The sequence below is a fragment of the Amycolatopsis speibonae genome (genome assembly GCF_042647925.1).
GTDB classification, from domain to species: domain Bacteria; phylum Actinomycetota; class Actinomycetes; order Mycobacteriales; family Pseudonocardiaceae; genus Amycolatopsis; species Amycolatopsis speibonae.
This window is the reverse complement of the sequence record NZ_JBHRWK010000023.1, coordinates 1-11,135: the sequence shown is the minus strand read 5'-3', so window position 1 is coordinate 11,135 and position 11,135 is coordinate 1. Positions and strand designations below refer to the sequence as shown.

Annotated in this window: 11 protein-coding genes; 6 read left to right on the top strand and 5 right to left on the bottom strand. The window is 68.1% G+C overall.

From position 1 onward, the window contains the following. Window positions 1–162 precede the first annotated feature (162 nt). Complete coding sequence (locus ACFOSH_RS17515; RefSeq protein ID WP_378239993.1) at window positions 163–1,113, bottom strand: chitinase; 951 nt, start codon at window positions 1,111–1,113, stop codon at window positions 163–165. A gap of 227 nt (window positions 1,114–1,340) precedes the next feature. Between ACFOSH_RS17515 and ACFOSH_RS17510 the strand changes: the two genes are divergently transcribed. The 3 genes from ACFOSH_RS17510 to ACFOSH_RS17500 all read left to right on the top strand — a co-directional run bounded on the left by ACFOSH_RS17510 (window position 1,341) and on the right by ACFOSH_RS17500 (window position 4,785). After that, on the top strand, window positions 1,341–2,606 hold the full coding sequence (locus ACFOSH_RS17510) for a GGDEF domain-containing protein (RefSeq protein WP_378239992.1): 1,266 nt from the start codon (window positions 1,341–1,343) through the stop codon (window positions 2,604–2,606). A gap of 83 nt (window positions 2,607–2,689) precedes the next feature. Beyond that, window positions 2,690–3,304, top strand: a complete 615-nt coding sequence (locus ACFOSH_RS17505) for a PadR family transcriptional regulator (RefSeq protein WP_378239991.1) — start codon at window positions 2,690–2,692, stop codon at window positions 3,302–3,304. Beyond that, a complete protein-coding gene (locus tag ACFOSH_RS17500) occupies window positions 3,301–4,785 on the top strand; it encodes an FAD-dependent monooxygenase (protein ID WP_378239990.1) in 1,485 nt (494 codons plus the stop codon). Before ACFOSH_RS17505 ends, ACFOSH_RS17500 begins: the two co-directional genes overlap by 4 nt. Here the strand turns inward: ACFOSH_RS17500 and ACFOSH_RS17495 are convergent. Beyond that, window positions 4,782–5,246 carry a nucleoside deaminase gene (locus ACFOSH_RS17495; RefSeq protein ID WP_378239989.1) on the bottom strand — a complete coding sequence of 155 codons (465 nt, stop codon included), beginning with the start codon at window positions 5,244–5,246 and terminating at the stop codon, window positions 4,782–4,784. The genes ACFOSH_RS17500 and ACFOSH_RS17495 overlap by 4 nt on opposite strands. A gap of 395 nt (window positions 5,247–5,641) precedes the next feature. On the opposite strand from ACFOSH_RS17495, the gene ACFOSH_RS17490 reads away from it, so the two are divergent. After that, window positions 5,642–6,601 carry a helix-turn-helix transcriptional regulator gene (locus tag ACFOSH_RS17490; RefSeq protein ID WP_378239988.1) on the top strand — a complete coding sequence of 320 codons (960 nt, stop codon included), beginning with the start codon at window positions 5,642–5,644 and terminating at the stop codon, window positions 6,599–6,601. Here the strand turns inward: ACFOSH_RS17490 and ACFOSH_RS17485 are convergent. Both ACFOSH_RS17485 and ACFOSH_RS17480 read right to left on the bottom strand, forming a co-directional pair. Beyond that, window positions 6,560–7,945, bottom strand: a complete 1,386-nt coding sequence (locus tag ACFOSH_RS17485; protein ID WP_378239987.1) for an MFS transporter — start codon at window positions 7,943–7,945, stop codon at window positions 6,560–6,562. The genes ACFOSH_RS17490 and ACFOSH_RS17485 overlap by 42 nt on opposite strands. A 158-nt stretch (window positions 7,946–8,103) precedes the next feature. Then, complete coding sequence (locus ACFOSH_RS17480) at window positions 8,104–8,718, bottom strand: TetR/AcrR family transcriptional regulator (RefSeq protein WP_378239986.1); 615 nt, start codon at window positions 8,716–8,718, stop codon at window positions 8,104–8,106. 140 nt (window positions 8,719–8,858) lie between these two features. On the opposite strand from ACFOSH_RS17480, the gene ACFOSH_RS17475 reads away from it, so the two are divergent. Together ACFOSH_RS17475 and ACFOSH_RS17470 are read left to right on the top strand one after the other, a co-directional pair. Continuing rightward, window positions 8,859–9,611, top strand: coding sequence for an SDR family oxidoreductase (locus ACFOSH_RS17475; protein ID WP_378239985.1), 753 nt, complete (start codon window positions 8,859–8,861; stop codon window positions 9,609–9,611). Continuing rightward, a complete protein-coding gene (locus tag ACFOSH_RS17470; RefSeq protein ID WP_378239984.1) occupies window positions 9,608–10,393 on the top strand; it encodes an SDR family oxidoreductase in 786 nt (261 codons plus the stop codon). The genes ACFOSH_RS17475 and ACFOSH_RS17470 overlap by 4 nt, the downstream gene beginning before the upstream one ends. On the opposite strand, the gene ACFOSH_RS17465 is transcribed toward ACFOSH_RS17470, so the two are convergent. Then, a complete protein-coding gene (locus ACFOSH_RS17465) occupies window positions 10,380–10,874 on the bottom strand; it encodes a beta-class carbonic anhydrase (protein WP_378239983.1) in 495 nt (164 codons plus the stop codon). The genes ACFOSH_RS17470 and ACFOSH_RS17465 overlap by 14 nt on opposite strands. Window positions 10,875–11,135: the final 261 nt, after the last annotated feature.

The following is an 11,135-nucleotide window of genomic DNA, read 5'->3' as shown; positions in this document are numbered from 1 at the left end:
AGCCAGCTACCGGGTCACCACCGCACCCACCCCCACCGAACAGGACACAGCCAACACAACAGCAACCCCAGCCCAACCCAGAGCCGCTTAAGTTCCTGGCATTGGCCTTGAGAGTAGGGAAGGAGGCCTTCACGGAACGCTGACACCGGTGGGGAACGGAAGTCAGCCGGTGTAACCCGCCACGATCTTCGTGTAGTCGTACTTGCCCTGCGAGATTCCCGCGCAGTTGTTGCAGTCGCGGTTCACGGCCCAGAACGAAAGCCGGGCGAGATGTTTGCTCGCCGCGTAGTCGCGGATCGCGCGGAAGTCGGCGACGCTGACGGTCTCGCCCGCCACGTCCGTCTTCCCGTTCATCGACGAGAGCCCGCTGCGCCGGTAGGCCGCGTCGTCGCTCAGGCCGAAGGTGGATTTCACGACGTTCTTCAGTCCGTCCACGGCACTGCGGGTCTTGCCCGCCATGTCACCGCCGCCGGAGAAGTCGAACGGCATGACCGACCACGCGTCGACCCCCGCGCCGAGCACCTTCGACTGGTTGATCAGCCGTTTCCCGGTCGCGTTGGGGCCGCCGACCTCGGTCGGGATGGTGATGACCACGCGCAGGCCGGGGTTCTTCTGCTTCGTGATCTTGATGGCGTTCAGGATCCGGTCCTGGACGGTGTAGTTCTCGAATTCGTCCGTGTTCTCGATGTCGAGGTCGATCGCCTTGAGCTTGTAGGCGTCGATGACCTTCTGGTACGCGCCGGCGAGTGCCGCGGGGGTGGTGCACTTGGAGCCGAGCTTCGTGCCGGACCAGCCGCCGAACGACGGGATGACGTCGCCGCCCTTGGCCCGGATGTTGTTGATCATCGTGGCGTCGGAGCCGGTGAGTGAGCGGCTGCCGTCCCATTTCGGGTTGCAGCCGCCGTCGGAGAGGATGAACGCGAGGGTGAAGGCCTTGACCCCGGTGGCGTTCATCGCCGCGATCGGGTCCGTCTGTCCCGACCACTGGTATAGATAGGGCGAAGCGAGCACCGCGTCCGGGGCCGCCGAGGCGACGGGGGCGAGGCCGACGGCCGTGGCGAGAGCGGCGCCGACGGTGGTGGCCAGTGTTGCCCAACGTCGTAGGGATTTCATAGGTCCTCCAACTGGTACGCGCGCCGATGCGCGCAGGTGTGGAGCACCTCCGTCTTGACGCGGCGTATCAACCGGGAGGTCACTGTGTGCCCACTCACGGTGGACTAGACCATTGAGGACTGTCAAGAATTCACCGGAATTCCGCGCCGAAAAGACCGACCTTAGTAGGGGGGTCATGACCCGGAAAGAGGATCGACAGCACCGCGATTACCGGCTAGTTTGCCGAAATGGTGGGGGACTCCCTGATGGCGACCGGAAGCCGCGGCCGGAGAGACCGGCTCGCCGCGCCGCGTCGGCTGCTGGGGTCCTGGAGTCTGTGGGAACTACCCAGGCGGGGCCTGATCGGGTACCTGCTCCTCGTCGACGCCGCCGCCTTCGCCGCCACCGCCTACCTCTTCGTGTTGCGGCCGCCCGCGCCGTCTTCACTGCTCCCGTTTTCCGCTCTGCTGGCGGGAATGATCCTCAGCTCGGAGCTTTCGCGTTCCGTTGAGCGGTCCCGCGCCGACACGCGTCTCGGTGCCGGGCTGGACGCGGCCTGGATCTTCGCGGGCGCGCTACTGCTGCCACCTGCACTGGCCGCCGTGCTCGTCGTCGCGTCCGCGGGGTACCGCTGGTTCCGGATCCGGCGCGGAATCCCGCACCGCCAGGTGTTCGCGGCCTCCGCCACCATGCTGTCGGCACTGGGGGCCTCGCTCATTCCCGTGCTGCTGGGCGCCCCGCCGTTCGCCGACGGGACAAGGGATTTCGAGAGTTTCGCCCTGGTTTTCGCGACCGGGCTGGTGTTCTTGTCCGTCGACGCCGCGTTGGCCGCGCCGGCGGCCGAATTCGGGGCGGAACCGTCGGGATTCGCCTTCGACGCGGCGATGGTCGCGTTCGGATTGCTGCTCGCGTGGTCGGCGGTGGATTGGCCGTTCGTGACCGTGGTACTCGCCGGGGCACTCGTGGTGCTGCACCGGGCGGGAACGATGCGTGCCCTGCGCGGCCACGCGGGGACGGATTCCGGCACCGGACTGCTCACCGCGTCGTCCTGGTTGGACGGTGCGCGCACCCAGTTCGATCTGCTTCGCGGCCGTGGCGCCGATCTTTCGCTGCTGATGCTCGACCTCGACCACTTCGCCCGGCTCAACGACCGGCACGGCAGGCACGTGGGGGACGACGTCCTTCGCGCGGTGGCGGACACTTTGCGCGCGGAGGTCCGCGCGGCGGACCTCGTCGGCCGGTTCGGCGGCGAGGAATTCGTCGTCCTGTTGCCCGGTACGACCCGATTCGACGCGCACGCGATCGCCGAGCGGATCCGGCTGCGGATCGCCTCGACCTTCGTCTCACTGGGTGGGACGTTCGCCGGGGCGACCGTCTCGATCGGGGTCTCGTCGCATCCCGCCGGCGGCGAGACGCTCGACAGGCTCGTCGGCGCGGCGGATCAGGCGCTGCGCGCGGCGAAGGGGGCCGGGCGCAACCGGACCGTCGTTTTCGAGACCGAGGACAGCGCCTAGCCGTTCGCGGTCTTCCCTCGCAGGGTTGCCGGGCGCACATGGCCGCGTTGCATAGTCATGACATGACTAGTAATGTCATGACTATGAGTACGACCGACAAGCGTTCCGCACTGGGGCTGACGGTGCTCGGCATCCTCTCGGGGGAGCCGATGCACGCCTACCGGATCCAGAAGCTGATCAAGGACTACGGCAAGGACCGCGTCGTCAACGTCCGCCAGCGCGCGAGCGTGTATCAGGCGATCGAGCGGTTGCTGAAGCTTGAGCTGATCAGGGTCGACCGGGTCGAGGGGCATCCGGAACGCACGGTCTACGGCATCACCGACGCCGGGTTGGTGACCGCGAAGGCGTGGGTCAAGGACATGCTCGCCACGACCGGGAACGAGTTCCCGGAGTTTCCGGTCGGCCTGTCCTTCCTGATGATGCTGACCCCGGAGGAAGCGGCGGAGCAGCTCCAGACGCGGCTGGCCGCTGTCGACGCGCGGCTCGCCGAGATCGCGCCCGTACTCGACGGTTCCGCCGGGGTGGCCCGGATCTTCCTGGTGGAGGAGGAATACCGGCTCGCGTTGCTGGTCACCGAGCAGCGCTGGCTCCGCGCCTTCGTCGCCGATCTGCACACCGGATCCCTCATGTGGTCCGAGGAATCCCTGCGGCAGGCCGCCGCGGAGTTCGACGCCCGACAGGAGCAAGAACAGCTATGAAAACCGTGCCCGTCCTGATAGTCGGTGGTGGCCTCGCCGGCCTCACCAGTTCGCTCTTCCTGGCCGGACAGGGCATCCCGTCCCTGCTGGTGGACCGGCACGCGGGAGTGTCGATCCACGGCAGGGCGCGGGGGATCAACCAGCGGACGATGGAGATCTACCGCGCCTACGGGGTCGCCGAAGCGATCGAGCGGGCAGGTGCGCCGTTCGACGCCGAATCGGGGGTCGCCCGCTGCACCTCGCTCGCGGGCGAATGGGAATGGCTCTTCGACGCCGACGAGTCACGGGCCTGGCCCGAGGCGACCGCCGGCGTGTTCTGCATGGCCGATCAGAACACGGTCGAGCCGATCCTGATCGACGCCGCCCGGAGGGCAGGGGCCGAGCACCTGTTCAACACCGAACTGGTCGACTTCGACACCGACGGCGAGGGGGTACGGGCGACGATCGAAGACCGCGACACCGGTCATCGGCAGGTCGTGCGGGCCACCTACTTGGTGGCCGCCGACGGCAACCGGAGCCCGATCCGGCAGCGGCTGGGTATCGCTCGTACCGGCGAGATGACGTTCCAGCACTCCATGAACATCGTGTTCCGCGCGAACCTGTCCGAATTCCTTCCTCGCCGGGCCCTTTTCTGGATGATCGCCAACCCGGACGGGTTCTCCGGCGGGCTGGTCAGCACCGCCGACCCGGATCGCTGGCAGGCGTCCGTCGGCTACGACCCCACGTCGGAGTCCAGTGCCGACTTCACGCGTGAGCGGTGTGTACGGCTCGTCCACGCGGCCGTGGGCAAGGACGTCGACGTCGATATCGAAGGCGTCGCCGCCTGGGAGCAAAGCGTCGGCGTCGCGGAGAGATACCGCGCCGGGCGGGTGTTCCTGGTCGGGGACAGCGCCCACGTGTGGCCGCCCGCGGGCGCGCTCGGCGCGAACACCGGCGTACAGGACGCGCACAACCTCGCGTGGAAGCTCGCGGCCGTCCTGGGCGGCAGGGCCGGTGACGACCTCCTGGACACCTACGACGCCGAACGCCGGCCACTGGCCGAAACCCTGGCACCCATGATCGTGGCCCACCAGCAGGCCAGGTACAGCGGCGCGGCCGAACCGGAAGAAACAGACGTGCGCTCCCAGACCCTCGGCGCCGGTTACGGTTCCGGTCCGGTGTTCGACTCCGGGTACGGCCCGCGCGCGAGTGTCGGCAGGAGGGCACCGCATCTCTGGCTCGGCGATACCGCCCTGCACGACCTGTGCGTCGACGATTTCGTCCTGCTCTGCGACAGTCCTGAGTGGATGGACGCGGCTCGAATGGTGCCGGTACGCGCCCACCGCGCCGAAAACGCCGATGGCTGGTCGGAACGCTACGGGTGTGGTGCCGTGCTCATCCGCCCCGATGGCTATCTCGCCTGGCACTCCACCGGGTCTGCCTCCGCGATCGATCTCACGAACGCCATCGACCACGCACTGCGCCCGGGTGAACGCGTCTAGCTCTCGGTCGGGACCCCGATGTCCTCGAACCACAGCTCCGGATGATCCTGGATGAACTCGGTCATCAGCGCGGTGCACGCCGGGTCGTCGAGCAAGGTGATCTCGACGCCGTTCTCGTCAAGCCAGCCGTGCCCGCCCTCGAATGTGGCGGCTTCGCCGATGATCACGCGGCCGATGCCGAACTGGCGCACCAGCCCGCTGCAGTACCAGCAGGGGGAGAGGGTGGTGACCATGATCGTGTCCCGGTAGTGCGGCCGCCTGCCCGCGTTCCGGAACGCGGAGGTCTCGGCGTGCATCGACGGATCGCCGTCCTGGACCCGGCGGTTGTGGCCGCGGCCGAGCAGGACACCGGCGGTGTCGAAGAGCGCGGCGCCGATCGGGACCCCGCCCTCGGCCTTGCCGAGCTCGGCTTCTTCGCGGGCGACGGACAGCAGCTGCGCGGGATCGATCACGGGGCTCACCTTACGGACTCGTGAGTGGCTACGACGGTTAGAGCCAAGGATGTCTTAGGTACCTACGGTCACGCGAAAGCACCGGCTCGGCCCGCGTGTGGCTCGTGAGTGGCGATTCGGGCTAGAGCCAACAGTGTCTTAGGTACCCGCAGTCTGGCGGTTTCGCGTGATTGGAGGGGCAACACACGTGACTGGGTGGGCGACTCGCGATGAGACCCCAGACCGCGGCGTGTCGCCCGTCCAGTCACGCGTGTCGCCCACCCAGTCACGCGAAGCACCGGCTCGGGCCCAGGTGGTCGTGAGTGGCGTTTCGGGTTAGAGCCAACCTAGCCACTCACGAGCTTAATGCGGACGGAACCTGTCCTCGACCTCTGCCACACTCGCCTCATGAAGCGAGCGAACCGATGACCACGGGCACGTCGGCACGGCTGCTGAGGCTGCTCTCCCTGCTCCAGGCCCGGCGCGACTGGCCGGGCGCCGACCTGGCCGACAGGCTGCGGGTGGACGTCCGCACGGTCCGGCGTGACGTCGAGCGACTGCGGGAGCTGGGCTACCCGGTGCACGCCACCCCCGGCGTCGCGGGCGGCTACCGGCTCGGTGCGGGGGCCGCGCTGCCGCCGCTGCTGCTGGACGACGAGGAGGCCGTCGCGGTCGCCGTCGGGCTCCGCACGGCCGCGAACGGGACGGTGTCGGGCATCGAGGAGACCTCGGTGCGCGCGCTCGCGAAACTGGAGCAGGTGCTGCCCGCCCGGCTGCGGCACCAGGTGGCCGCCCTGAACACGGCGATGATCCCGCTCGGCGGCGCCGGTCCGATCATCGACGCGGAGACGCTGACGGTCATCGCGACCGCGTGCCGCGACCATCAGCGGCTCCGGTTCGGTTACAGCGGCTACCACGGCGAGGTCAGCGAGCGGCGTGTCGAGCCGCTGCGCCTGGTGCACACCGGGCGCCGCTGGTACCTCGTCGCGTTCGACGTCGATCGCGACGACTGGCGGACTTTCCGTGTCGACCGCATCGACGGCGTCCCGGACACCAGTTTCCGCTTCGCACCGAGGGAACCGCCCGCCGAAGACCTCGCGGCCTACGTCTCCCGCGGGATCTCGTCGTCGCCGTATCCGCATCAGATGGTGCTGCGGGTGAACGCTTCGGCGGAGGCGCTCGCCGCGGACGTGCCACCGACCGTCGGGACGATCGAGGCCATCGACGAGCACACCTGCCGCGTCAGCGTCGGATCCAACAACCTTTCCGTGGTGCCGTTCTACCTCGCCCAGTGGGAGGTCGACTTCGTGGTGGAGGAGGCGCCGGACGAGGTCAAGGAGCGGCTACGGCTGGTCGCCGACCGCTTCACGCGCGCTGTCGAGTGAGTCCGAAGTGGACTGTGCGGCGCTCTTGGCGCGTTTGGCCAGCAGGCCGATCGAGCCGAGTGAGATCAGGGCCAGCACGATGATGTAGAGCGAAACCGACATCGAGGTCCCGGTGGATTCCAGCAGCAGCACCATGATGAACGGCGCGAGCCCGCCGCCCACGACCGCGCTGATCTGGTAGCCGAGCGAGGCGCCGGTGTAGCGCATCTCGGCGGTGAACAGTTCGGAGAACAGCGCCGCCTGCGGGCCGTACATGATGCCGAGGAACAGCGAACCGACGAACGAGGCGACCACGAACAGCGGCAGCGAAGCCGTGTCGATCAGCAGGAACATCGGGATCGCCCAGAGCGCGACCCCCGCCGCGCCGAAGGTGTAGATCTTGAGCCTGCCGATCCGGTCGGACAGCTTCGCCGACAACGGGATGATCGCCAGCTGCAGCGTGCTGATCAGCAGGGTCGCGACGAGCACGGTGGTCCGCGACATCCCCAGATGGCGGGTGGCGTAGTCGAGGACGCCGTTGAGCAGGATGTAGAAAGTGGCGGTGTTGACCATGAACGAGCCGCCTGCCAGCAGCACCGTGCCCTTGTGTTCGCGCAGGACGTCGCGCAGCGGCGACTTCGCGCGGCCGCGTTCCTCGGCGGTGAGTTTCGCTTCGGCACGGCGGTATTCCGGCGTTTCGTCGATCTTGACGTGCATGTACCAGGCCAGCCCGAGCACGAGGATGCCGACCAGGAACGGGATCCGCCACGCCCAGGTGAGGAAGTCGGACGGCGGCGCGACCTGCGCGGCGATCAGGAAGACCGTGTTCGCCAGCACCACGCCGATCGGGACGCCGAGCTGGACCAGGCTGCCGTAGAGACCGCGTTTGCCGGGCGGCGCGTACTCGGTGGCGAGCAGCATCGCGCCACCCCACTGCGCGCCGACCGCGACCCCCTGCACGAGCCGCAGCAGGACCAGGAGGATCGGCGCGGCGATGCCGATCGTGTCGTAGGTGGGGAGTACGCCGATCAGCGTGGTCGCCGCGCCCATCAGCGCGATCGCCAGTACCAGCACGGGTTTGCGGCCGTGTTTGTCGCCGATGCTGCCCGCGATGATCCCGCCGAGCGGCCGGGCGAGGAAGCCGACCGCGAAGGTCGCGAACGAGGCGAGGACGCCGGCTGCCGCGTTGGTGGTGGGGAAGAAGGTCTTCCCGAAGACCAGGGCGGCCGCGATCCCGAAGACGAAGTAGTCGTACCACTCGACCGACGACGCGAGTGCCGCCGCGGTCGCGGCCCTCCTGCGCTGGGAGACGGTGATCGTCGGTTCGGCGGCGGTTTCAGGGGCGTTCGGAGCACTGTCGGCCATCTGGATGCCCTTCGCTCGGCGCTGCTGCGGCGATGCAGTCCGGGCAAGTTAACAACCGCTTAGTATGTGGTCAACGTCTCAACGGGTAATTCTCGATACCGACCGGTTGGTATGTCACTCTGGTGGCGGTTTCGCCGAGGAAGGTCGATCAGTACTGGTCAGGAGAGTTTCGTGCCGAGCATGCGCAGCACCAGCTCGCTGTACTCCTGGCCCAGCTTCTTCGGCGTCTGGCGGGCACGGTCGCTGTACCAGCGGGAGACGTCGACGCCGAGCGAGAGCACGGCGCGCGCGGCGGTGTGCGGGTCGCCGACGCTGAACACGCCCGACTCCGAGCCTTCGGTGATGACCTCACGCACGATCTGTTCGATGCGGCGGCGCAGTTTCGCGACGACCTCGAACTCCTCGTCCGGCAGCGCGTGCAGTTCGTACTGCACCACGCGGGCCACCGTGTGCCGCCGCGCGTGCCAGGCGACAAAGTCCTCGACCAGCAGCCGGATCCGCTCGACCGGGTCGGTCTCGCGTGCCACGACGCTCTCGACCAGTGAGAGGGTCTGCTCGTGGCCGTACTTCGAGATCGCGAACAGCAGCGCGGCCTTGGACGGGAAGTGCACGTACAGCGCCGCGGGGCTCATGCCCGCCGCCGAGGCGATGTCCCGGGTGGTGGTCGCGTGGTAGCCGCGCCGCGCGAAGGATTCGACGCCGGCCAGCATCAGCCGTCGTGCCGTCTCGGGCTGGACGTCGGGCCACAGTTCGGCCGACAGCGACATGGTCATCCGCAGATCCTCCCAGACGCTCGTACTCCGATGGTGGGCTTGACACCATCTCCGGACCTTCCCATTGTAAGTGAGCGCTCGCTTAGTGCCCGCGCTCGCCGGTGGACACGCTCGCCGGTGGACACAGAGGAGATCGAAGAGTGAACTCGTTCAAGGATCGCGTCGCGATCGTCACCGGCGCCAGCCGGGGTATCGGCCTCGGGATCGCCAAGGACCTGGTCGAGCGCGGCGCGAAGGTGTGCATCACCGCGCGCAAGCCCGAGCCGCTGGCCGAGGCGGTGGCCGAACTGGGTGGTGAGGCGGTCGCGATCGCCGTCCCCGGCAAGGCCGACGACGCCGCGCACCAGGACGAGGCCGTCGCCAAGACCATCGAGGCCTTCGGCAGGCTGGACATGCTGGTCAACAACACCGGCATCAACCCGGTGTTCGGGCCGACCCTGGACATCGACCCCGAAGCCGCCGCGAAGATCTTCGCCGTCAACGTGCTCGCGCCGCTTTCGTGGACCCGCCGGGCGCGGGACGCGTGGATGGGGGAGCACGGTGGCGCGGTGGTGAACGTCGCGTCCGTCGCCGGGCTCGGCGCGTCTCCCGGGATCGGCATGTACGGCGTCAGCAAGGCCGCGCTGATCCGGCTCACCAAGGAACTCGGCTTCGAACTCGGCCCGAAGATCCGGGTGAACGCCGTCGCGCCGGCCGTGGTCAAGACCAAGTTCGCGACAGCGCTGTACGAAGGTCGCGAAGAAGAGGTCTCGGAGTCGTACCCGATGAAGCGTCTCGGGGTGCCGTCCGACATCGCGAGCGCGGTGTCGTTCCTCCTTTCGGAAGAGGCGGGCTGGATCACCGGGCAGACGGTCGTTCTCGACGGCGGCGTGACGCTGGCGGGTGGCCTGTGACCGCGTCGTTCAGCGGAGCCGGTGTCGTCGTCACCGGCGGAGGAGGCGGCATCGGTGCCGTCCTCGCCCGCCGGTTCGCCGCCGAGGGTGCCCGGGTCGTCGTCGGCGACCTGAACGGGGACGCCGCGGCCGAAGTCGCGAAGGAGATCGGCGGGACCGCCGTCGCCGGTGACGCCGCGAGCGAAGCGGGTGTCGCGTCGCTGATCGAGACCGCGCGCGAAACCCTCGGCGAGATCGACGTCTTCTGTGCCAACGCCGGGATCGCGCCGATGGGTGGAGTGGACGCCCCTGAGGAGGACTGGGCGCGGATCTGGGACGTCAACGTGATGGCGCACGTGCGCGCGTCGCGACTGCTGCTTCCGGTATGGCTCGAACGCGGCCGCGGGCACTTCATCTCGACGGTGTCGGCGGCCGGACTGCTGACCAGCCTTGGTTCGGCGTCGTACTCGGTGACCAAACACGGCGCGCTCGCCTTCGCCGAATGGCTTTCGGCGACCTACCGGCACCGCGGGATCACCGTGCAGGCGATCTGCCCGCAGGGCGTGCGGACGGCGATGCTGGAGAACACCGGCCCCGCGGGCGAACTGCTGATGGGTGCCTCGGCGATCCAGCCCGAGCAGGTCGCGGACGCGCTGTTCGAGGCCATCGCCGCCGAACGGTTCCTGGTGCTGCCGCACCCCGAGGTCGCGGAGTACTACGCCGCGCGGGCGACGCAGACCGACCGCTGGCTCGGCGGGATGAACAAGCTGCAGCGCAAGGTGGAGCAGGTCATCGGCGAATGATCTCGTTCAGCTTTCCGGTGGCGACGTCGAAGACGAAGCCGCGGACGGAGTCCTTCTCGGGGATGAACGGGCTGTTCGCGATGCGCTCGATCGACTGACGGACGTCCTCGTCGAGGTCACTGAAGGCCTCGGCTGCCCAAGGTGGCTTGACGCCGACGTCCTCCTGGATGGATTTCTTGAAACCGTCGTCGGTGAAAGTCAGCATTCCGCAGTCGGTGTGGTGGATGAGGATGATTTCGCGCGTGCCGAGCAGTCGCTGGCTGATCGCGAGGGAACGGATTTCGTCCTCGGTGACGACGCCGCCCGCGTTGCGGATGACGTGCGCTTCGCCTTCCTGGAGACCGAGGACGCCGTAGACGTTGATCCGGGCGTCCATGCAGGCGAGTACGGCGACGTGTTTGGCGGGCGGCAAGGGGAGCGGCCCGGAAAAGCGTGCGGCGTAGTCGGCGTTGTTGGCCAGGAGTTCGTCGGTGACCGACATGGTGATCCCTTCCGGTTGGCGTAGCGATGAGTGGACCGTTGGGATGCACGCATGCGCAACCGTGCCCATGACTTGGGACCGGCGGCGGATCGATATGGTCGGCGAGAGCGTGGGGTGTGACTCAGGGTGAGGGGTGTGGGGAAATAGGGACGCTCACCCTGGATCCACCGGCGTGTTTGTTGGATGGTCTTGATGGTGTTTGTTGATCATGTGTTTGGTGGGTGGGTGTGGTGGATCACCGGTCGTCGCATCCGGTGTGTC

Excerpts from the sequence above, each read along its gene's own strand:
- ACFOSH_RS17505 (WP_378239991.1), top strand. The coding sequence starts at position 2,690 with ATGAGTACGACCGACAAGCGTTCCGCACTGGGGCTGACGGTGCTCGGC.
- ACFOSH_RS17485 (WP_378239987.1), bottom strand. The coding sequence starts at position 7,945 with ATGGCCGACAGTGCTCCGAACGCCCCTGAAACCGCCGCCGAACCGACG.
- ACFOSH_RS17500 (WP_378239990.1), top strand. The coding sequence starts at position 3,301 with ATGAAAACCGTGCCCGTCCTGATAGTCGGTGGTGGCCTCGCCGGCCTC.
- ACFOSH_RS17515 (WP_378239993.1), bottom strand. The coding sequence starts at position 1,113 with ATGAAATCCCTACGACGTTGGGCAACACTGGCCACCACCGTCGGCGCC.
- ACFOSH_RS17490 (WP_378239988.1), top strand. The coding sequence starts at position 5,642 with ATGACCACGGGCACGTCGGCACGGCTGCTGAGGCTGCTCTCCCTGCTC.
- ACFOSH_RS17465 (WP_378239983.1), bottom strand. The coding sequence starts at position 10,874 with ATGTCGGTCACCGACGAACTCCTGGCCAACAACGCCGACTACGCCGCA.
- ACFOSH_RS17510 (WP_378239992.1), top strand. The coding sequence starts at position 1,341 with ATGGTGGGGGACTCCCTGATGGCGACCGGAAGCCGCGGCCGGAGAGAC.
- ACFOSH_RS17480 (WP_378239986.1), bottom strand. The coding sequence starts at position 8,718 with ATGACCATGTCGCTGTCGGCCGAACTGTGGCCCGACGTCCAGCCCGAG.